This window comes from Methylophaga sp. OBS1, assembly GCF_026319365.1.
The window spans coordinates 546,129-567,641 of sequence record NZ_JAPDMS010000001.1; the positions used below are offsets into that span (position 1 = coordinate 546,129).

The 21,513-nt window shown below is 49.6% G+C and carries 14 protein-coding genes and 1 pseudogene; 3 read left to right on the forward strand and 12 right to left on the reverse strand.

Annotated features, from left to right (window positions below; genetic code table 11):
* Positions 1-271 precede the first annotated feature (271 nt).
* Complete coding sequence (locus tag OMQ46_RS02630; RefSeq protein ID WP_266235607.1) at positions 272-1,765, reverse strand: alkaline phosphatase D family protein; 1,494 nt, start codon at positions 1,763-1,765, stop codon at positions 272-274.
* Between the two features lie 166 nt (positions 1,766-1,931).
* Between OMQ46_RS02630 and OMQ46_RS02635 the strand changes: the two genes are divergently transcribed.
* Positions 1,932-3,338: a TonB-dependent receptor gene (locus OMQ46_RS02635; RefSeq protein ID WP_266235609.1), complete on the forward strand. Its 1,407-nt coding sequence runs from the start codon at positions 1,932-1,934 to the stop codon at positions 3,336-3,338.
* Positions 3,339-3,403: 65 nt separating this feature from the next.
* Here the strand turns inward: OMQ46_RS02635 and OMQ46_RS02640 are convergent, their stop codons facing one another.
* The 5 genes and pseudogenes from OMQ46_RS02640 to OMQ46_RS02660 form a co-directional block, all read right to left on the reverse strand.
* Positions 3,404-5,326: a Cache 3/Cache 2 fusion domain-containing protein gene (locus tag OMQ46_RS02640; RefSeq protein ID WP_266235610.1), complete on the reverse strand. Its 1,923-nt coding sequence runs from the start codon at positions 5,324-5,326 to the stop codon at positions 3,404-3,406.
* A gap of 106 nt (positions 5,327-5,432) precedes the next feature.
* Positions 5,433-6,221: a DUF6671 family protein gene (locus OMQ46_RS02645; protein WP_266235611.1), complete on the reverse strand. Its 789-nt coding sequence runs from the start codon at positions 6,219-6,221 to the stop codon at positions 5,433-5,435.
* Positions 6,218-7,137: pseudogene (gene cysD, locus OMQ46_RS02650) on the reverse strand (sulfate adenylyltransferase subunit CysD). The gene OMQ46_RS02645 and the pseudogene cysD overlap by 4 nt, the downstream one beginning before the upstream one ends.
* Complete coding sequence (locus OMQ46_RS02655) at positions 7,134-9,527, reverse strand: YbcC family protein (protein WP_266235612.1); 2,394 nt, start codon at positions 9,525-9,527, stop codon at positions 7,134-7,136. The pseudogene cysD and the gene OMQ46_RS02655 overlap by 4 nt, the downstream one beginning before the upstream one ends.
* Positions 9,524-11,098, reverse strand: coding sequence for an NADH-quinone oxidoreductase subunit L (locus OMQ46_RS02660; protein WP_266235614.1), 1,575 nt, complete (start codon positions 11,096-11,098; stop codon positions 9,524-9,526). The genes OMQ46_RS02655 and OMQ46_RS02660 overlap by 4 nt, the downstream gene beginning before the upstream one ends.
* 92 nt (positions 11,099-11,190) lie before the next feature.
* Between OMQ46_RS02660 and OMQ46_RS02665 the strand changes: the two genes are divergently transcribed.
* Positions 11,191-12,075 (forward strand): LysR family transcriptional regulator, encoded by an 885-nt coding sequence (locus tag OMQ46_RS02665; RefSeq protein ID WP_266235616.1) that lies wholly within the window; start codon positions 11,191-11,193, stop codon positions 12,073-12,075.
* A gap of 105 nt (positions 12,076-12,180) precedes the next feature.
* Here OMQ46_RS02665 and OMQ46_RS02670 read toward each other — a convergent pair whose 3' ends face one another.
* The 6 genes from OMQ46_RS02670 to OMQ46_RS02695 form a co-directional block, all read right to left on the reverse strand.
* Positions 12,181-13,122, reverse strand: coding sequence for a TonB family protein (locus OMQ46_RS02670; RefSeq protein WP_266235617.1), 942 nt, complete (start codon positions 13,120-13,122; stop codon positions 12,181-12,183).
* Positions 13,123-13,228: 106 nt separating this feature from the next.
* Entirely contained in the window at positions 13,229-13,639 is a 411-nt protein-coding gene (locus tag OMQ46_RS02675) for an ExbD/TolR family protein (protein ID WP_266235618.1), read from the reverse strand.
* A 29-nt stretch (positions 13,640-13,668) separates the two neighbouring features.
* On the reverse strand, positions 13,669-14,148 hold the full coding sequence (locus OMQ46_RS02680) for a MotA/TolQ/ExbB proton channel family protein (protein WP_266235620.1): 480 nt from the start codon (positions 14,146-14,148) through the stop codon (positions 13,669-13,671).
* A 533-nt stretch (positions 14,149-14,681) separates the two neighbouring features.
* A complete protein-coding gene (locus OMQ46_RS02685; RefSeq protein WP_266235622.1) occupies positions 14,682-18,173 on the reverse strand; it encodes a TonB-dependent receptor domain-containing protein in 3,492 nt (1,163 codons plus the stop codon).
* A gap of 111 nt (positions 18,174-18,284) precedes the next feature.
* Positions 18,285-19,274, reverse strand: coding sequence for a FecR domain-containing protein (locus OMQ46_RS02690; protein ID WP_266235624.1), 990 nt, complete (start codon positions 19,272-19,274; stop codon positions 18,285-18,287).
* Positions 19,275-19,310: 36 nt separating this feature from the next.
* A complete protein-coding gene (locus OMQ46_RS02695) occupies positions 19,311-19,847 on the reverse strand; it encodes a sigma-70 family RNA polymerase sigma factor (RefSeq protein WP_266235626.1) in 537 nt (178 codons plus the stop codon).
* A gap of 591 nt (positions 19,848-20,438) precedes the next feature.
* On the opposite strand from OMQ46_RS02695, the gene pstS reads away from it, so the two are divergent.
* Positions 20,439-21,497 carry a phosphate ABC transporter substrate-binding protein PstS gene (gene pstS / locus OMQ46_RS02700; protein WP_266235628.1) on the forward strand — a complete coding sequence of 353 codons (1,059 nt, stop codon included), beginning with the start codon at positions 20,439-20,441 and terminating at the stop codon, positions 21,495-21,497.
* The last annotated feature ends 16 nt before the right edge of the window (positions 21,498-21,513 follow it).

Genomic DNA, 21,513 nt, shown 5'->3' on the forward strand with positions numbered 1-21,513 from the left:
TCCCTGACGTTACCTGAGATTATGCGAAAACATTGTGTACTACTTAAGTATATTTAGCGACCTTACACTCTTAAACTTTAAGGTTGTACATCAATTAATCAGATGTAGGATAAACTAGCCTCAATAAGATTGTGTGAAGACGCGATGACGGCATCGGCGAACTTAAGCATTACCCGCCTCCATGCAGTTTAATCCCGGCGCTGATAACACGACTATTACTTACAGCGCTACCCCGCACCTGAGCCGAGCTCCTGCTAAAGCGATTGAATAACTAGACCAGCGGATAACTGGGCTTGTTTGTTTTGCTTTCACAAATCCAGTTTACCCAGAGTTTCTCGTCTGTCCCTGCTTCCAGCGTGACATAATTTCTGGCCCGAATATATTTATCTGAGCTGAACGGCTTTAGCATGGAGATTTTAATCGTTCTGTCTTCGTTCAGAAACTCATCATCATCGTTAGTCACCGCCATAATACCCAGCCAGGCAATCCGGCTGGGAGAGCTGTGCACAACACCCGATGACACTACCTGATGGATTTTTATTGGCCTGGCTGTTTTGCGAGCGTCGTTGATGATGCCAAGGCAACCCAAATGCACGTCGCCTGAGAGAATGACGGTTCTGTGCTGTTTGTTATCAGCCCGTTTTTCAGCATTATTCAGCAGGCGCATAATCAACCTCGCCCGCTCGCCCTGATGCTCTTTGGCGCGCCAGTGATCTTTGAGATCATCCGTGAGCTCCTCCTCCCAGGGCGTGACGTCAAAGCTGGACTCAGTCAATGAAAAGTCTCGATAAACGACAGGCACTGCAGACAGTACCAGGAGATCGCCCGCATTGATTTGACTATCAAGATGATCATTAACGGCCTGCCACTGCTCATTACTCATTACCTGTTCCCGTGTACGTTCAGCCCGGTTATCCAGCGCCAGCAGATGATAGTTGCGGAAAGAGAAGCCAAAGGCATAATGATTGGCGCTGTTATCCAGCAGACTCTGATTAGCATTTGAGCGGATCTGAAACAATTCAAAGTAGCGCCTGGCAATACTGTATATCCCCTGGTAAACCTCACAGTTTTGCATCGGTTCCGGGAAGCTGCCCCAACCATCAAAGATATCGTGGTCGTCCCACATCATCACACTGGGGATTGAAGCCAGCATCAGTGCCATAGCGGGGTTGGTCCAGCGCTCGCAGTATAGTTTCTCGTAAAAGCGTTCAACTTGATCACGCATTGTGGTATTGAACTTACGCGTGATTTTGTCGGCTTTGTCGAGCATGGACCATTTCTGCAGCTCAGGAACCACAGACCAGATTTCATCAGCGTAGAGCTGGTCTCCTCCCATCATCAGCAATGAAAAAGGGCGCTGGTAATGCTGGCGCTGCATCTGTTCCCAGAGTGCATAAGGTTTCTCAGTTTTGGTCAGGATATCGGCACTGGAAAAGCCATTGCAGGAGGTGTAGGCAAAGCGCGGCTTTTCAGCGGCGGCAGGTACATAGAAAGTCCAGCGATCACGCTGGTGAATATCCGTTGCCCGGGTTTCGTTTAAGCTGATGGTGTAGCCAACAAGATAATTTGCCTCTCGGGGCGGCAGCTCGACTTCAGCGCGCCAGAAAAAACCTTTGGGCGTTTCGGCCTGTCGCTGTGCTTCAACCGACTGGTTATTAAAACTGACGGTCGCTGTAGTCACCGACTTGTCAGATAAGAAGCAAACGGTGTAAAGCTGATTGGACTCAATGCCAAGCAAGGGTCCGGCAGATAATTTAATGGCCATATTCTCTCCCTGATTTTATGCATTCCGATCACAGGATAGCGTGACAAACAATGCGTATTTATTCCAGTGAAAGGGCCCGCTTTTTTTGCGGTTGGCTCGGCCCTGTTATAGTCACTCCACTAAGGCGTTACACTTGATAACTGGATCGCAACTGAAATGAGGCCCTATGGAACAGAATAAATCGCTCTCCCCGGGTGCAAAAGCACTTGCCGTTAATCTGGATGAAATTCGCTATGGTTCATTTGCCGAAATCGGTGCTGGACAGGAAGTGGTACGTTGGTTTTTCCGGGTCGGTGGCGCCGCCGGCACGATTGCCAAAAGTATTTCCGCCTATGACATGAAAGTCAGCGATGACATCTACGGCAAAGCCCCGCGCTATGTCTGCAGAGAGCGGCTGGAAGACATGCTTGATCTCGAGTATAAACTGAATATTGAGCGCCTCAGCGAACAGCGCGGAGAAAACACGGCCTTTTTTGCTTTTGCTGATACCGTATCCGCCCGCAACTATCATGGCACCAATGAGTGTCACGGCTGGCTGGGTATCCGTTTTCAGACTGAACCAGAGGCAGCGCCCAGCGATATCGTCATTCATGTGCGCATGCTGGATAATGAAAACGCGCTGCAACAGGAAGCACTGGGCATTATTGGGGTGAACCTGATCTATGGCGCTTTTCACCTCAGTCATAACCCGGATCTGCTGGTCAAGTCATTGCTGGATAATCTGACTACGGATCGTATTGAAGTCGACATGATTGATCTCAGCGGCGATGCCTTCCTGCACGTCGACAATCGTGTGGTGAGTTTAAGACTGGTTCAACTGGGGCTGAGTGATGCCGCGATGTTCTCGGCTGACGGTAAAGTGCTGCAGCCTTCCGAACACCTGCGTAAGAAAAATGTACTGGTCGAGCGTGGCCGCTTCCGTCCGGTGACCCATGTCAATATTGATATGCTCAATGCGGCCCGGAAACAGTTCGAAGCAGAGGATGATTCGGCGCCGGATGAAACCATCTCTATCATGGAAATCACCATGCATAACCTGCATAGTGGTGATGACGGCATTGACCTGGAAGACTTCATCAGCCGGGCCGATGTGCTGGAAGCCACCGGCCACACGGTCATGATTTCTGACTATCCGGAATATTATCGCCTCGCAACTTACCTGTCCCGCTACACCAAGCGCCGGATTGGGATAACGATGGGGGCACACAGCCTGATCGAACTGTTCGAAGACAAGTACTACAGTGACCTGAAAGGCGGGATTCTGGAAGGCTTCGGTCGGTTGTTCAAAAACAACGTCAAGCTCTATATCTACCCCTACAAAGATGCTGCGACGAAAACACTGTATAAAGTCGATAATCTGCAGGTTACTGAGCAGCAGAAACATTTGTATCAATACCTGAAACAAAATGATGAGATTGAACAGATTCAGGAATTCAACGAAGAATATCTGGATATCTTCTCTCCTGAAGTGCTGAAGATGATCACTGATAATAAGCCGGGATGGGAGCGTCTGGTGCCGGATGTGGTGGCTGATAAAATCAAGCGCCAGCAACTGTTCGGTTACAAGCCCTAGCTTTCCGTCAGCCTGAAAAAGCCCTCATTCGAGGGCTTTTTTTACGTGCACTGATTGTGACATTATCAGGTTTTATATTGAGACATCATGTCACTGATTGCCAGTGCCATACTTTGCAGCTTCTGGCTGGCTTTTGATGTTTCTGCTGCATAATCAGCACTCTCGCGCGCATGCTCCTTAATGCTCGTGACATTGCGGCTGACCTCCTCAGAGACTGCGCTTTGCTGCTCGGCAGCACTGGCTATTTCACTGTTCAGTCCGTGTATCCTATCTGCAGCCGATAAAACACCCTCTATAGCGGCTATGGCTGTCTCGCTGGATTGTACATTGTGATTCGCATGCTCAATCTGCATCAGCATGGTCTGTGACACTTTGTCCACGTCCTCATGCAAGCGCTGAATCAGTCTTTCAATTTCCCCGGTGGAGCTTTGTGTTTTACCGGCCAGGGATCTGACTTCATCCGCTACCACCGAAAAACCGCGCCCTGATTCACCGGCTCTTGCCGCCTCAATGGCCGCATTCAGTGACAGTAGATTCGTCTGCTCAGCGATACTATGAATCACCTCGGATACCTGTCCAATGTCCGAACTGGCTTTTTTAAGTGATAACAGGGTTTGTTCTGACGCTTTGATTTCATCCGCCTGGGATTTCAGCGAACCGGCCATCTCCTTCAGGAATGTTGAGGCTTCAGATGCCTGTTGTTGTACCTGGTTAGAGGCCTGCTCCCCGGACATTGTACTCTCTGCAACGCTCTGTGCAGTGGCACTCATCTCATTGACCGCTGTCGCCGCTTGCTCAGTTTCCTCGGCCTGCTCTTTACTGATTCTGTCTGCGTCCTGAGCAATTTTATTGAGCGACTCAGCAGAATTGACCAGTTCCCTGGACTTCTCCTCTACTGCGACGATGGTTTTCCTGACACGCTCTAGCAGACTGTCAAAACCCTTCGCCATCAGACCAAATTCATCTTCGCTGCTGGAATTAAACCTTTGTGTCAGATCGCCCTCGCCCTCGGTAATAGAAACCAGTGCTTTCGTGGTCTGACTCAGCCGGCTGATCACGACACGCTGTAGTAGCAGATAAACCAGCGCGACCACGGAAAACCCCAGTACGGATGCCACCACGAAATACATCAGGGCTTTTTGCCACAGCAAGCCGGTAATGTCTTCTTCTGAATAGGCGACGACAATCTCATAGCCCCATGGTGTGAAGGATTGCCGATCGACACGCCAGCCTGATCCCGGGTTGTCGATCACTGAACGGATAAGCGCCTCAGTCTGGTGCGCAGCATGTTGGCGGATTTGATTGTTACCATCTACCAGAGCGATAAATCCCTGATCCAGCAGTCGCCCGGAAGCAATCACCGCATTGACTTCCTCCATGTTGACCTTGTAACCGACATAAGCAATGCCGATGACTTTCCCCAGGGCATTTTTCAGGGGCTCATAACCCGTAAAATAAGGCTCTCCCAGGATGTCCACCACACCATAAAAAGCGTCGCCCTGTCGGATCTGTTTGATGGCCAATCCATTGGGATCAAGGATGGTGCCGACTGCACGCTTTCCTTCTTTCTGAACGTTGGTACTGACCCGGACGAAATCATCATTATGTTTACTGAAAATCGTTGCAGTGCCACCGTTAAGCTGAGTCACCTTATCCACCAGCGCATAGTTCAAAGCCTGCGGCTCACCCCCAAAGCTGATATCCGTGACGCTATTGCCGTTGACAGTGATCGAACCTGATTGTGAAATACGGCCTTTGCTGCGAATCATCTCCAGGGTAGAACGCATGCTGCTATTCACCTGATCCAGCATCAGGTTGTTGATCACATTCAGCATGTTCGCCGTGGAATTAGTGAGTTGTTGTGACTGGGCGGAAAGGCGTTTATGCAGGGATTGATTTTCTGAATAAGTTAAGCCGGCAACCGTCAGCATGGCCAATAACAGCATGCACGAAGCCAGGGCGATGAGGAATTTCTTTTGTATGCTCACAGGTGCGCTCTCTCGGTAGTGATGGCTCAGGCCATTCTTTAGTTATTCACTACACAGGGTATCGCCCTGATTTCAAGCAACTTTAATATGCAGACAACGGCCTGATTCAGGGATTACACTGATCACAAAAACGTTCATCACCGCTGACAAGCACGGTCTCAGTGTCCCGGTAACCACAGGATTTGCAGGTGCTTGTGAGCGCTTTGACTTCATTAGTCGGGTAACCACACTGTTGGCAGGCCGGACCATACGCCTTTTCATCCGGCCAGAAATCGATAGCGTCGCACTGAGGACATTTGGATTGAATACGCTCAGCGAGGTTCAGTGCCGCCTTCTGGATCATGAGCTGTCTGAGTGGTGAGTGCATCGCTCTTAAGTCGGGCTCCAGTTCGACGGGCCATTGGGTGAAGGGAGCCTGATAAATACCTGCCACCTCATCTTGCGTGAGCCCTTTGAGAATACCGTCCGGGCATCGGACAATCCATCGCTGCTGCTGAAAATCCGACATTTTGCTGACCAGCTCGTCGATATTATCGGCTTTGATGGCCCTGATCGCAGTTGGGCCCTCAGCAGAGGCGTAGACGACCAGTTCCGGCTCTTTCTGGTACAGGCAGATAATCTCCTGATTCCAGTTCATCAGACCACCAAGCGGTCCGCCACCGAAACTGCCCTCACTACCCAGCCCCATGTTGAGACCGCTCATTTCAGCAGCTTTTTTGGCCTTTTCCAGCGCGCATTCACTGGGTGTCAGGACTCTTTCAACTTCTCCGGCAAAAGTCCCCAGCGTGTCGGTATCGAAAAAATCGATTTCGACCAACTCAATACCGATATCGTACAAAACAGGCGCCAGCTGTTGAGATTTACGATGCCTGGTAAGCAACGCAGCCGTTTTCAAAAATACCCCTCCTGTTTTTTCCGCTCCATGGAGTTGGCCTGGTCTTTATCCAGCATGAGTCCCTGCCGTTCACTGGTTCGGGAATTAATCATTTCAATAATGATATCGCCCACTGTTTAAGAACGGCTCTCAACTGCGCCTGTCTGGGGATAACAGCCCAGCGTTCTGAAGCGTATCCAGCGTTCTTCAATGCTCGCTTTTTCCGATTCAGACAGGTAAGGCAGGATACGCTCATCATCCAGCCCCAGAATCTGGCCAGTGCCCTCATCGACCCAGGAAAGTCTGGGCCTGGCGAAATAGAGCGGCACGATATCAATGTTTTCTCTGAGGATGTACATCCAGATATCCAGCTCAGTCCAGTTCGATAAAGGAAAGACTCTCACTGTCTCCCGCGGGTTCAACCTGGTGTTGTAAATATTCCAGAGTTCAGGACGTTGTGCTTTGGGGTCCCAGCGGTGGGTGGGGCTTCGGACCGAAAAATGCGTTCCTTGGCTCTGGAGCGTTCTTCGTCACGGCGCGCTCCACCCAGGGCAGCATCAAAACCGTGTTTATCCAGCGCCTGTTTCAGCGCCACCGTTTTCATCAGGTCGTTATAGACCACTGAGCCTGATTCAATCGGGTGTACCCCTTCAGCCAATGCAGCCTCATTCACATGAACAATCAGATCCAGGTCGTGCCTGTCGACCAGCCGATCGCGGAAGCTGGCCATCTCGGCAAACTCCCAGGTGGTATCAATGTGCAGTAACGTGAATGGCACTTTACCGGGCGCGAAAGCTTTGCGGGCAAGATGCAGCATGACGGTTGAATCCTTGCCGATCGAATAGAACATGCAGGGATTCTCAAAGCCTGCGGCCACCTCACGCATAATGTGAATACTTTCGGCTTCCAGTTGCTGAAGGTGGTTGAGTGACTTCATTTCGCCAGCTCCCACTGATTACCTGGCAGGTATCGTTCAATCACGTTGTCATCATCCCAGCAGAACAGGAACAGCCAGTTGTTATCGACTAACTGCCTGACGGTCTCATGGTCCGCGATGACTCTCTCTATCGCGGCTTTGGGTGCCGCAATATAGACATTGAGACGCAGGGGCTGATGACGCCATTGATTGCCGTCGTGGATCGACTGATATGACAAGCCGATACGCAAGTCACCGCCGTTGCCCTCAAAAACCCCGATGTGCTGATTAACCGCATTGTGAAGCAGCTTGTTGCCACTGCCGAAAAAGTTGTTATCCGCGACAGACAGGTTGTATTGCATATTGATCCAGTGAGTCACCACCATGGGGGCGGTCATGATCTGTTCCAGTAAGGCGGCATCCGGATCCTGACGCCAGTCGTAATCATGTAGAAATACCCGACCATCGAGCGGCAAGGCGCGTGTGCGATCACGCGGTGCTACAATAAACGCAGCATTGTTGGCCAGTCCCCATTCCGGGCGGACTTCAGACCAGTCTCTGGCACGGTTTGACAGTGCTTTCTCCAGTTTATGGTCGTCAAGCTCCTGCAATCCCGTCTCCATCGTCGCTACGCGTTCACGGCGCGTGGCGTTGGAAGCCTGTTTCAACCAGCCCTCGATCTCCGTGTCGATTTCCCCGAAGCAGCTCACTTCATCGGTGGTGGTGTTATGTAAACCGGCAACAAAACGCGTCTGTTCTGGAATCTGAATGCCCGCTTCTGCCAGCTTCTGTCTTATGACCGCATCATTGAGCAAACTCGCCAGCACACGAACATTGACCTCACCGGTCTGGCCGCCACAGGCACCGCAATCCAGACCCGAGGCATGGAGATTATTGCGGGTCTCACTGCCATGACCGAGCAGGAGTACGGTCGGAGCAAACTGCTGGGTCAGTCCCATGCCCTTCAGAACGCCACTGACCAGACTGGTTTTCTCCTCAAGACTGAGCGGCTGGTCCTGGTTCAGCAGTTCCCAGTCATGATGGTGACTGAGTGAATCAATCAGATTCTCTTTTTTCTTACGCAGAAAATTGTCCTTGAGCAGCTTGAACGCATAAGTCCAGCCCACCGTTTCGACCATGGTGAACGCTGAGACCGAGGAATTGCCCCAGCTCTTCCAGTGGCTCAGCGTGTGCAGGTTATGAAGCTTATCCTGACTTGCTTTTTTCTCACTGACTCTGATCGCCGGTGCAACCAGACCCGGTAACTGAGGACGCACTGTCGGTGTCTCTGCGGGCTGATAACTGATAGGCAGGCCATAGAAGCCGGCAAAGCCGATGGTCTGAATCGCTGGACTCTGATTTTCCAAAGCTCTTCTGAAACGTTCGGAACGAACATCGATGCAAAACGCGGCCTGCAACACAGGCGTATCCTGACCGGATCGTGCTGAAGTTTTCAGGATCTGATGCAGCTTTTTCTGGTATTCCAGTTCCGCCGCATGCGTCCAGGCCCAGAAATAACGCAAATGCTCAATATGCTCATCAATGAGCTCGTTAATTTGAAACTTCTGTTGGGCCCAGCGGGCTTCCAGGGTGCGAAAGTCTGTGGTCTCGTTTTTCTTTTTTAGCTGACGCCAGACAACCAGGTCCCAGGCCATTCTGATCGCGAGCAGTGACTCCACATACTGGCTGTCCTGTCCCTGCAGTTGTTTTTCCCAGCGCTGCCAGGAGAAATAGCTGGCCCAGCCATTGATACTGAGAAGCAGTTTGTGTGCGTATATCTCCAGATCGTAGTTGCTGAGATCGAGTTCAGCGGCGACTTCGGCAAACAGGGTATCGAAATCACCAGGCAGATCGACGAAGGCTTCCCGCAGATGCTTCTCCCCCATCAACAGAGACATACCATAATCATGCGTCGTGAAATCCAGCCAGCGGGCATAGAGACTTTCCAGGTTGTCCGGGTGCTGATTGATAAACTCACCACAAAACTGGCTGATTTGATGGATAGTCTCGTCCTGCCAGCGCATTTTGTGGTGGTCGCGACTCAGATCTGCAATTTCAGCGATACTCAGCCAGACAGCCGGGGAGGATTGCTTCAGACCGGCTCTCAGATCAGGAATGTCAGTGCTCAGCTTATAAGCCTTTGCGGCTGCAATAAGTGATGATTCGGAGATAGTGCCATTATCAAAACTGGCCAGCAGTTCATCCGCAGACAGGGTCGTTTTGACACCGGCCAACGCCGCGTACCTGGCTGAGACCAGTTCGATGGGATGATGACGACATTCCCACAAGGCATTGACAGCGATGAAACGGTCCAGTGGCCAGTTGGGCGCAATCTGTGCGCAGGCATGACGAATAGCTGCAAGCTGCTCGGCACTTGCTTCCCTGTTGAACTCAGCTTTGGCGTCAATCATACCCAGGACTCCTCAATAGATTGTTGTTCGGTCTTGTTGTGCTGAAGTTTCGGACGAAGCACGACAGGCCAGAGCTGAAGTGTCAGGCGTGTCATCATTTCATCCAGATACAGGCCGGAGAATAACCAGCGATAGAGGGTTTGTGTCTGTTTGGCTTGCGGGAAAACCCGAATCTGCACCGTCAGGATAAACAAGGCCAGCACCAGCGCCATTAGCCAGATATCCATGGCTGAGAACATGCCGGTCACTGGCAGTTCAGCTATCAGATTATCAAGCAGCGCCTTGCCGCCAAGATAGAAACCGACTAACCCTGCGGCGATGAACACTGCAGACAGACTGGCCAGTGACAGCCCCTGTCTCAATGCCGAGACCAGATACAGCGCCAGCGCGGCGTTCACCAGCAACCAGATGCTGAGAGGCCCTTGATAAGCCGTCAAAAGAGGAATGGATGCCGTCGCGACGACAGCCAGTGACAAACAGACAAGTGCCGTATCAAACGTCACTTTTTGCTGTGGTGCCAACTGCTTGAGCGTGTAATCCTGAACCGCTTCACCGGTACTCAGGAATGCATAAGCCTTATATAGCGAGTGCGTCAGAAGGTGTAGCAAGGCAAGCTCATACAATCCCAGGGCACATTCGATCAGCATCAGTCCCATCTGGGCACAGGTCGACCAGGCCAGCCGGACTTTGAGGCTGATTCGGGTCACCATCACCAGCGCACTGATCAATGTGCTCAAGCCGGCCACCACAATCAGGGTCCATTGGGCGACCGGTGCCAGTGCCATCAACGGCGCAAAACTGATGAGCAGAAAACCGCCCAGGTTGATGATACCGGCATGTAACAGCGCACTGATAGGTGTGGGTGCCTCTACAACCTGAATCAACCAGCCATGCAGCGGTAACTGGGCACATTTTATCAAGGCAGTCTGCACGAGCAGGAAAGCCGCCGCTTTTTCGACAAAACTCAGTTCGTGGCCGGGTGCGACACTGAGGTAGTAGTCCAGAACGGCGTTGAGCTGGAATGTACCGTGCTGATAATACAACAGCAGCACAGCGCCCAGCAGACAGATCTCGGCGACCCTGGCTAGAATAAATTTCTTGTGCGCAGCCAGCACAGCGCGGGGTCTGTCGGGATAAAACAACAACAGGCGATGGAAACACAGACTGATCGAGACCCAGCCCAGCCATAACAACAACAGATTATTACTCAGCACAACCACAGAAACTGAAGTCAGACTCAGTAATAACCAGCGCCAGAAGCGGTCAGAGCGTGCTTCTGAACGGATGTATCGCTCAGAAAATTTAATCAGAATCACAGCCATGAAGCTGATCAAAAACAGGACCGTAAGATTGATGCCGTTCATCGCCAAAATGCCTGTCGAAGCCTGGTGAGAAAGCAGAAAATAACTGGCTGTGACAATGAACATCGAGACTATGATAGCGAGGGAGACTGTTCTCAGTATCCTGCGGCGTTTGTTGTCAGAGAGACCCGGGTTGCCGGCCAGCCAGGCACCCATGGCTAAAACCAGAGGGATAAGAATGGATAAGTGAGACGAGATGAATTGATTCACAGGCATACCTCCTTTGCTGGCAGCAGTATGTCAAACGCGATAACATAAATAAAATAGATAATAATTAATAAATTAATAAGTTTTGGTTAACCATGGCTAAAATTAACTATCATCATCTTTATTACTTCTGGCGGGTTGCGATCTCAGGCAGCATCACGCGAACGGCGGAAGAGTGTCACGTGTCGCAATCAGCGCTGTCACAGCAAATCAAACAGCTTGAAACCACCATGGACGTACAGTTATTTGAACGCGTGGGAAGACAGCTTGTCCTGACCGATACCGGCAGGAAAGTGCTGAGTTACGCCGATGAAATCTTTACCACCGGTGAAGAGCTGCAATCCTTTCTGAAGAAGGGAGAACTGGCGACACAACGTCATATCAATATCGGCGTACTCACTACCCTGTCGAGAAACTTCACCGAATCCTTCATCAGTCCTCTATTACAGGAAGCCAATGTCAGCTTTACGTTGAGTACCCGGGGGATGACAAACCTGTTGAATGGTCTCAGCAGCCACGAACTCGATCTGGTATTGACCAACCGCTCCGTCAGCCAGCAGAACGACGACGCTATCTGGCAGAGTCAGCTGGTTTCAAGGCAATCCGTCTCTATTATCGGACCTGCTGAACTTAAACCCGACACGACATTCCCGGACGGCTATGACGGCTTGAAGTGGGTTCTGCCTACAGGCATCACAGAAATCCGTTCTGCCTTCGATGCCTATTGTTCGACAGTCGGTTATAGTCCGGCAGTGATGGCAGAAGCCGATGATATGGCGATGCTGCGCCTATTGGTCAGAGACACCGGGGCGGTTACCGCCCTGCCTTCAGTTGTGGTCAAGGATGAAATCGCTAATGGCCGATTAGCCGAATACCAGGTACTGCCAAATGTCTATGAGCACTTTTACGCCATTACCATTCGACGCACCTACGTACCAGAAATTGTGACGGATCTGCTGAAAAAGAATATGGTGGATTGACTGCGAGACTCGTTCAGGCTCTTAACCCGGGGCAATTACTCAATGTGTAATCATTAATTGCCATCTCAACCACCCCGGCCAGATAGCTGGCATCACACTCTCGACTCAACTGGTCAGTTTAAAATCGACTGGCACAACAACAGAGAAAGTCTTTCCAGCCAGATCGCCTCGCACGGGGATGGCTCTGACTGCTTTTTCCAGCATCTTCCTCGCCGCCCTGTCCAGCACTGCATGGCCACTGCCCGGATTGACGATTTTAATCTCTACCAACTCACCTTTCACGAACTGCACGTTGACCAGCACGATGCCTTCCAGATTCCGGCGTATCGCCAGCTGCGGGTATTCCTTATTCTTGGACACCATCGCATACAGCAGTTGCCCATAGCCTTTCCAGGCCGCATTACGATCAACCTCGCCGGTACTGACATTACCCTGGTTCCTTGAGTCTGTGTCTTTGCCGTTAGTGCTGGCACTGGTCGCATTGGGATTAGTGACCTCGGCTGTTGTCTCGGCGCTATTCTCTGTCACAGTCTGATCCGGCGCGGTGTCAGCCTCGACAAGCTCGGTGGCAGGCGGCGCTTCTACCGGCTCGGGCTCAACCTTTTCTTTCACGGGTTCCGGCTTGGGTTTCGGTTTTGGATCTGGCTTGGGCTGTGGTTTCGGTTCTGGCTTCGGCTCTGGTTTTGGCTTCGGTTCAGGCTTTTTTTCCGGCTCGGGTTGTTTCGGTTTCTCGACTTCAGGCAGCGCTGGCGATTCCGGCTCGACTTTGGGTTCGACCTGTTCCACCTGCTCCGGCACCAGGATCTGATCCGGTTTCTGCAGCTCATTTTTAGCTGTCAGCAATGGTTTGCTATCAATCGGTTTTGGCTGCATGACTTCCGGCACCGGCGGGGGTGGCTCAGGTTCAGGCATGGGCTTAGGCTCGGATTCCGGTTCTGGCCGTAGCTGATTCACTGACACGACGATTTTCGTAGGCGCTGCCGGTTGCGCCGATTGCATGGAAGGCATAAAGGCCACTATCACCAGCAGATGAATCAACAGTGCCAACAGAAAGCCGGGCCATAGTCGATCAGCCCCAATAGCACTTGATGATGATAAATCTGTAACCAGGGCAGTCATAAAAAGACCATCTGAACAAAGGCCGCTTTCAAACTCACTGCCCCGTCTCAGGCTGCATCACAAAGGTGAAATTACTGATACCGGCACGCTGGATCGCAGCCATCACATCAGCCACCGCGCCATACTCGGCCTTTTCGTCAGCAAAGATCTCAACAATCTGATCCTGATTAGTTGCTGCCACCAGTAGCCTGGCATCCAGCGAATCAGGCGTCACCGGTTCTTTATCAAAAAAGGTACTGCCATCCTCGGTGACACTGATAGTGACAGACTCAGGCTGCGTCACCGCAATATCTGCTGTGGCCTTGGGTAAGTTCAGCGGCACCGCATTCATCAACAAAGGCGCCGTCACAATAAATATAGTGAGCAATACCAGCATCACATCCACCAGCGGGGTGACGTTGATTTCGCTCATCATGTTTTCACTACCACCGCTATTCATTGCCATGGCGTTTGCCTCTTATGAATAATGAAAAATCAGTTGCCGGTTTGTCTGTTGGAAATCGCACCGGACTTAAGGGCTAATAACTGAAAAGCGGAGGCGAAATTATTCATCGTCGCTGATGACAGACGCACCTTACGCAGAAAATAGTTATAAGCCAGCACCGCCGGAACCGCCGTGGCAATACCAACCGCTGTCGCAATCAAGGCCTCGCCAATCGGCCCGGCCACCACATCCAGACTGGCCGAACCGGAAGCCGTGATTTCTTTCAGCGCATTCATAATCCCCCACACCGTACCGAACAGACCAATAAACGGTGCCGTGGAACCCACGCTGGCAAGAATCGACAAGCCGTTTTCCATCCGGGCCTGCTCCACATGCGCCTGCTGCTGCAATGCGTGGTTCAGAATCTCCCGTTTTTCATCGTTACTGACCTTGCCCTCCAGCGTCTGAATTAAATCCAACTCAGTCAGCCCAGCATGGCAAACACGCGCTAGCCGACCTTTTTGATTCATCTGCGCGTCATCAAGCTCCCTTATGTGGTTAGACTCGGAAAAGCGCCTGAGAAAAACCCTATCTGCCCTTGCATAACGCAGGAACGTGACATATTTGGACATGCCCACTGCCCAAATCAGGACGGATAAAAAGATAAGAAAGATAAGCACGGATTCAACGATATTCGGCGCAGTGATATCCATTGGTGATTTTCCTTAGTGATGATTGGCAGATTGAGAACACACACGGCTAAACTCTGGGAAAGGTGGCGTCTCTACTAACCATGCCAATTAAGAAAGACAAAGTGACAACGGTCACCCAATCAAGCATCCGGCTGCATAAGTTGCACTACTAGCAAAAAGAGGATGAAAACAGCAATACAAAGGTATTTGATTAACTTCAAACTCAACCGGAATTTACGGTGAATATCCATATTCATTTATCCAGGTATGTGATGCCAGCAGTCATTTCATGAGCTGAGAAATAACGATTGAAGAAAAAATGCTGACCCTCATTACATCAAGAGCCAGCACTGAGAGAGACCTATCATGAACTAGAACTGCCAGTGCATGCTTAACCAAGCTCCTCTTGGGGCGCCGGGAGCGACAAAGTTTGTACTGTTCCATTCCAGTGAATTATGGTTATAACCGTCAGGTCCAACAGCACCATAGGTTGCAGGAGAGAAAGGGTTTCGACCCAACATTCCAGCTGTAAAATATTCTTTATCGAATATGTTATTTACAAGTAAATTGACTCTGAAGTTGTCTGTAAAACGATATGTGCTCTGTAAGTTAAAAATCATGTATCCAGGAACTGTGCCGGGATTGTTGGATGCTTTTCTTGGAGCTGTCTCCATACTTCCAGAAACTTCAACTGACTCATAGACAACTTGGCCGGGACGATGTTTGTTATTTTCATTCCCGCGAACATAGCTCTCTGAGTGTGCTATTGCTGTCAGGCCTACCTGCCACTTGGGTGTCACGTCATAAGTTACTGTCGCGTTGAGATTATGCAATGGCACCCCCGGCATACGAGCTCCGGGCTCCACATCAATCACTCGACTGTAGTTATTGTTTCCAGAAAATCCTTCATATGAACTACTGTTATCATGCCCACCAGTAGTGAAATTATCTTGAAATGTCGCCTCAGTTAACGAGTAGTTGATGCTAAATCCCCATTTATTTTTTTGACCTGAAATACCTAGCTCCAAGCCTTGTCGTTGAGTTTTCCCAATACTGTCAAAAAAATCCTGTCCTCCAAAAAATGAGACTAGATATATATCATCTTTGATGTTTGTCTTGTATGCAGTGACATTCCATTCAATAAAATCATCAATGTATCCCCGAAGGCCAACTTCAAATGTCTCGGCTTTAATTTGTGGCAGATAAGGGTCACCTGACAGTGTCGAAGGTAATGAGCAACTTCGTTTCTCCGCAAGACTTTTGTACATATTATTTGGCGAAACAGGTGTTTTATCTAGTGCACAACCAAGTTCAATCACAGATGGGACACGCACCCCTTGAGCAAAATTTGCATAAACATTGAGCTCATCCCTAGCTTGCCATGCCACGCCCAGAGAAGGATTTAAAGAGTAGTAGCTAAACTCTTCGGTTTCCCCACGGTTAAGAAAATTGAGTTCGTCAGGAACGACGTATCCAGTAGGGCAATCCTCCCCCGGTGCACATGCGTCGTAGGCGTTAGGGTTGGCTTCATATCTCGCTATACTCGAAACATAACCTCGTCCCCATGTTCTGGATTTGATACGGTTTTCACCATGCGTATCATTATATCGGGCTGAAAAATTAAAGTGCCACGTATCTACAGGGCTCCATGTTTCACTGAAATAGATACTCTTAGTAAGTTGTTCACCATCAAAGTTATTGTTGGCGATAGGCCTGTCGGCTGCAATATACTGGTCCCTGATTTCATCCGGTGCAAAATAAAACTCACGATCAGCTGTTAACAGACCTAACTGCTGAGTCGTAATGTATTCAGCATAGGGCCGGTCAACAGACGCTCCGATCATAAATTTGTGCTTGTCTGTGTTCCAATTCAATTGAATCGAGGCCCCATCAGTGAGTTGGTTAATTGTGTTATCTGTAAGAATCGCTGTCGGAGTGCCATCGACAAATCCCGGTGCTGTCAGGGCGTTATCTCCACCGTCTACAAACTGTCTCCGGTTATTTTCATCTTCCAAATAAATATCCTCTTCTGCTGTAACAAGAGTATCCCCAATACATGTATCTGCGTTCCTGGGATTTTTAAAAACAAGCGCGTGTTTGACTCCGTCAGGTGTGTAATAATAGAAGTATGTTTGCCCGAAATATGCAGAGAATAAAGGGTCTACGTTTTTATATTGTGAAAGGATGTAAAGAGGTTCAAACTCATAAGAAAATTCCGAGTTTGAATAGGAAGTTCGCTCTCCAGGAGGAAGCGTTTGGTATCCTTGCTCATCAACAGAATTAAGAAACAAACTATTCTCATGGTTTTTTTTCTTGTGGAAATTATCTAGCGCCATCTCGACATAATAGTCAGGAAGATCAGGATTGATCATCGATGAGTCGAGAGTTGCAAAAGCTTCCTCGAAGTCGGTCTTTTGCGTGAATTCATAATATGGAGATGATGGGTCAAGAATCGAAAAGAAATCGCCATTTGGCAAATCGAATACAGCATAATCTGGAAGGCCATATTTGTTATTAGAATCAAATATGCAAGTAAACTCTTCTCCTTCATCTAAATTACGTTTTACATATTGATCTTCGAAATCGGTATAAACGTCCGCTCCCTGTGACTCACGTTTACTCTTCCTACGATAAACCTGTCCCGTGATACTAAAAGTGTCATTCACTTGATAGGCGCCAGATAATTGAAACTGTTGCAACCTGTTCTTAGTAACGTCTGGTGATGTAAAAACACGTTCTCTATCAGCAGCATACTCTTCGGTTGGAATCAGACCATTCCCAACCAGGCTTGTATCGACAATCAAAGTACTAAGGTGAAGATCTAATTTCTCACCTCGGTAACTCGCTTTACCAAAAAACTGATTCACCTTACTGGGTGAATTGTCACGCCAGCCCTCCTCATCAAAAAAGCTACCAGCACCAAACAAACCTACAGTCCCGTTATTCCAGCCTTTTTCTGCCTGAACCTGTTTGCGCCCAAATGAACCACCAAGAACCTGAACATCAGTGCCAGTGTGGTTAAACCCATCTTTTGTTTTTAAGGCAAAGGACCCCCCCAACGTATTCAAACCAAAGATAGGGTTAGAACCGGGAAACACATCAACACTAGCAATAGCATTCATTGGCATCATGTCCCAGTTAACGACATCACCAAAAGGCTCATTCACTCTTATACCATCCAAGAAAACACTTAAACCTTGCGGAGTACCAATTTGAGGTCCTGCCGTAAAACCACGATATTGCAAATCCATCTGGAAAGGATTGCTTTGGTAGTCGTTGACTGTAACGCCCTGAAGTTTTGAATTAAAAAGGTCTGTCATACTGATCGAGTGAGACTCCCTGATCTCCTTTGCAGAAATACTTTGTACGTTACCCGGAATTTCCTCCTTGGTCAGACCCAGTCCGGGTAAGGGACCCACTTCATAAAAGCGCTTCGCACGCACTTTAACGGTATCCAGAATCAGACGGTCCTCCCCCAATCCAGGTAATCCTTCCTGCCCCGGCACCAGGAAATAACCGCCAGCCTGATCATCCACCACTTGCAAGCCACTGCCTTGCAGTAGTTTTTCGAAACCTTCAGTAACCTTGTATTGCCCTTGCAGCCCATCGGTGCTTTTGCCGTCAGCTAAGGCCGGGTCGAAGGTTAAGCGCACACCGTTCTGGGCAGCATAACTGGAAATCGCCGTGCTCAATGGACCTGCAGGTATATCGTAAGTTGTTTCTGTGGAAGTAGATTCAGGCGCATCAGCAGCAAAGGCGGTTTGCTGTATATCAACGAGTGGCGTTGCCCCGAGAATGGCCAGGGTGATACTAAGGTGGAGGATTTTCTTGGGGCTGATCGCACCCGGATTAACTGGTTTCACTTTTCTCTCCCGCTATATTTTTTGGCTTTTATACTGGTTATGCCAATCGAGATTGGAAAAGTGTCAGTCGATTTTGAAAAAATTATTAATTTTTGAAATTCAACGTTTCATCTAGCCAGACTCTTTCTGAGCTGGCTTTATCATGGTCCAGTAACGGGTATGGCTCTCGACCTGAATCGGCAGAATCTGGCTGATGCTGTTCAAGGTGGCATCCGTGTCAGTCAAAGGGAAGGCACCTGAGATAGTCAGATCAGCAATAGCCGGGTCACAACGTAAAACGCCGGTATGGTATCTGGAAAGTTCATCGACAAAGGTTTTCAACGGCATTTTGTCAGCAATAATAAAGCCCTGTGTCCAGGCTTTGGCTGAGAGGTCGAAAGCCTCTTTTTCAGGGAGTTTATTACGTGTGAATGAGACTTTCTCACCCGCGTTAAGCCTCACAGAGTGTGAACTCACGTCACTGGCCTTAACTTCGACCGCATCTTTGAACACACCCACCTGACTCTGCTTGTCATGAATACGCACACTGAACTGGGTGCCGAGTGCGGTGGCAGAGCCATGTTCGGTTGTGACGATAAAGGGGCGATGTTGCTCGACGGGCTGCTTGGCAGTTTCGATGTATATTTCACCCTGAAGCAGTTGAATATGACGGTATTGCTTATCAAACTGCACCGCCACTGTTGTATTGGTATTCAGCACCAGTTTGCTGCCATCCTGTAAGGTGACATGCTTTATTTCACCTTTGGCTGTAGCGAAATCAGCCATCAGTCCATGCCAGGGTTTGTGCTGATAGGCGAGCCAGCCACTGGTGCCGACCATAAACAAAAGGCTCAGGTGTTNGATANCACGACGTCGTTGCTCAGCGAAAATGGCGAGCCTCTCATGCAGTGGACGATCCAGCACAGAAAGACTGGCTCTGCTGTCGAGCCCGGCAAAGCGTCCTGTCACCGATTCCACTTTTTGCCAGGCTCGCTCATTTTCAGCAGAGGCTTTGAGCCAGTCTTCCCAGTCCCGGCGATCTCCGTCGGTGGCCTCGCCAGAAGTCAGCAGCACGTACCAGTTAGTGGCTGAGGTGAGTGGGTTGGTGGTCTTCGGGTTCATTGTCATTTTGCCAATATGCGGGGGTTGGCTGGCGTGCTAGGCGAATTCGATACAGTGCAATAAAGCTTTGGCAATGTATTGTCTGACCGAGCTGACCGAAACCGACAGACGAGAGGCAATTTCGGCGTGACTGATCCCTTCAAGCTGGAACCAGAGGAACGCACTGCGAATATGATCCGGCAGACCATCAAGCATCTCGTCGATCTTAGTCAATGCTTCTACCATCATACAGAGCGTCTCTGTCGATGGTGACTCAGCTTCCGGCAACTGGGATAGTGCCATGAGATAAGCTTGTTCAATATCCCGCCGACGCAGATGGTTGACCATGATGCCATGGGCAATAGTAGTCAGAAAGGCGCGGGGTTCTCTAATGTCGGACAAATCATCTTTCTGCAATACACGGGAAAAGGTATCGTGCATCAGATCCGCGGCGTCATCACTGCAACCCAGTTTTCTTCGCAGCCAGCTCAGGAGCCAGAGATTATGTGAGCGATAGAGATCGCCGACGGTCTCATTTTTGACTGACGCTGTCGTGTCATTATCTACCTGCTGATGAATAGATGGTGTATTCATCACACACTCCCCCAGAGCCTGGCTAGCTCAGCAAAATAATTGATTGACTCCAAGATGTGATGAAATTCACACAACTTGTTTCCGTTAAATTACTACTTGCAAACCCTCATTAAACATAGGAAAAAATCCTGAAATTTAAATTTCTGGGTTTACGCCAGGAGTGAGTCGTCTTTTCCGTAGGTAGCAGGCTTGACCGATATCATCTTCAAACTCAGCATCGCTTTCCCTTCTGGTCAGCGGCATCGGATCTGGCCACCTTCGGCAGGTGGAGGCCGGTTAGATGTGCGATTCAGTGTCATTGATCGTCGCTGAAAAGCCCGATCACCCGGAAACGAGTTGAATACGCTGAATGAGCCTCGCAGAGGACATTAATATAACCTCGATCCCGTGGCGATAATCCCGGGACTATGAACGTTTTTTTACCGATTTACTCTCCGCCTGATTGCTGCAGTGCCGGCAGACACATCATGCTGATTGCATGTGCTGCATGCATTTATTTCATCACTGTCATAAAACTTTAATCAAACTTCTTTAACGTGCAGCAAATACACATGACGTATTGCATTAGGTTTTTCTAAATCGGGAGTTTTTATGAAGTTATTAGCACGCAACTTAAAGTCGGTCCTGTTGGTAGGTGCTGTTGCTGTCGGCCTGTCATCAGCCACAGCTCACGCAGAATTGAAGCTGAATGGATCTGGCGCCAGTTTCCCCGCACCGCTTTATAACAAATGGTTTAAAGACTACAGCAAACAAACCGATGGCGTTCGTGTTGATTATCAATCAAAAGGTAGTGGCGCGGGTATTCGCGACTTTATCAATGAAACTGTCGACTTTGCTGCCAGTGATGCGGCAATGAAAGACAGCGAAATTGAGCAGGTTAAAAAAGGCACTATCCTGCTGCCGATGACGGCTGGTGAAGTGGTGCTTTCTTATAACCTGGATGGCGTTGAGCAACTGAAACTGCCTCGCGATGTTTACCCTGCTATCTTCATGGGTAAAATCAGCCACTGGAACGACCCGAAAATTCAGGCTGCCAACCCTGGTGTTGAGCTGCCAGACGAGAAAATCACTGTGGTTGTTCGTTCTGATTCCAGCGGCACCAGCTATGTATTTACTAACCACCTCGCTGCGATTAATCCTGAATTTAAAGACACCGTCGGTGCTGCTAAATCTCCCAACTGGCCCGATGATATCAAGCTGGTCAAAGCACCTAAAAACGATGGTGTGACAGCCACTATCAAACAAACCCCCGGCGCCATTGGTTACATTGAGTACGGCTTTGCCAAACTGACCGGCTCACCCACTGCGATGCTGGAAAACCAGGCTGGCAACTTCATTCCTGCTGGTAGCGAAACCGGTGCAGCCGCGCTGGCTACAACCACCTTCCCGGAAGGAAATCTGCCGGGCAGCGACGTTCCTGACCTGCGTGCCTGGGCCACTGACCCATCTGGTGAAGATGCCTACCCCATCGCTTCATTCACCTGGCTGCTGGTTTATAAAGACCAGGATGATGAAAAAGCCAAAGCGCTGCGTGACCTGATCGAATACATGGTGACCACCGGTCAGGAATCGGCTGAAGCAATGGGTTACATCCCACTGCCCGAAAATGTAGTAGAGCGCGTTCGTAACGCTTCAGCAATGATCAAATAAATCATTGAGAGCTAAC

What these genes read in the sequence shown, in the direction of transcription:
- OMQ46_RS02630 (WP_266235607.1), bottom strand. Translation starts at nt 1,765, where the DNA reads ATGGCCATTAAATTATCTGCCGGACCCTTGCTTGGCATTGAGTCCAAT.
- OMQ46_RS02635 (WP_266235609.1), top strand. Translation starts at nt 1,932, where the DNA reads ATGGAACAGAATAAATCGCTCTCCCCGGGTGCAAAAGCACTTGCCGTT.
- OMQ46_RS02655 (WP_266235612.1), bottom strand. Translation starts at nt 9,527, where the DNA reads ATGATTGACGCCAAAGCTGAGTTCAACAGGGAAGCAAGTGCCGAGCAG.
- OMQ46_RS02665 (WP_266235616.1), top strand. Translation starts at nt 11,191, where the DNA reads ATGGCTAAAATTAACTATCATCATCTTTATTACTTCTGGCGGGTTGCG.
- OMQ46_RS02675 (WP_266235618.1), bottom strand. Translation starts at nt 13,639, where the DNA reads ATGGCAATGAATAGCGGTGGTAGTGAAAACATGATGAGCGAAATCAAC.
- OMQ46_RS02680 (WP_266235620.1), bottom strand. Translation starts at nt 14,148, where the DNA reads ATGAATCAAAAAGGTCGGCTAGCGCGTGTTTGCCATGCTGGGCTGACT.
- OMQ46_RS02695 (WP_266235626.1), bottom strand. Translation starts at nt 19,847, where the DNA reads ATGAATACACCATCTATTCATCAGCAGGTAGATAATGACACGACAGCG.
- pstS (WP_266235628.1), top strand. Translation starts at nt 20,439, where the DNA reads ATGAAGTTATTAGCACGCAACTTAAAGTCGGTCCTGTTGGTAGGTGCT.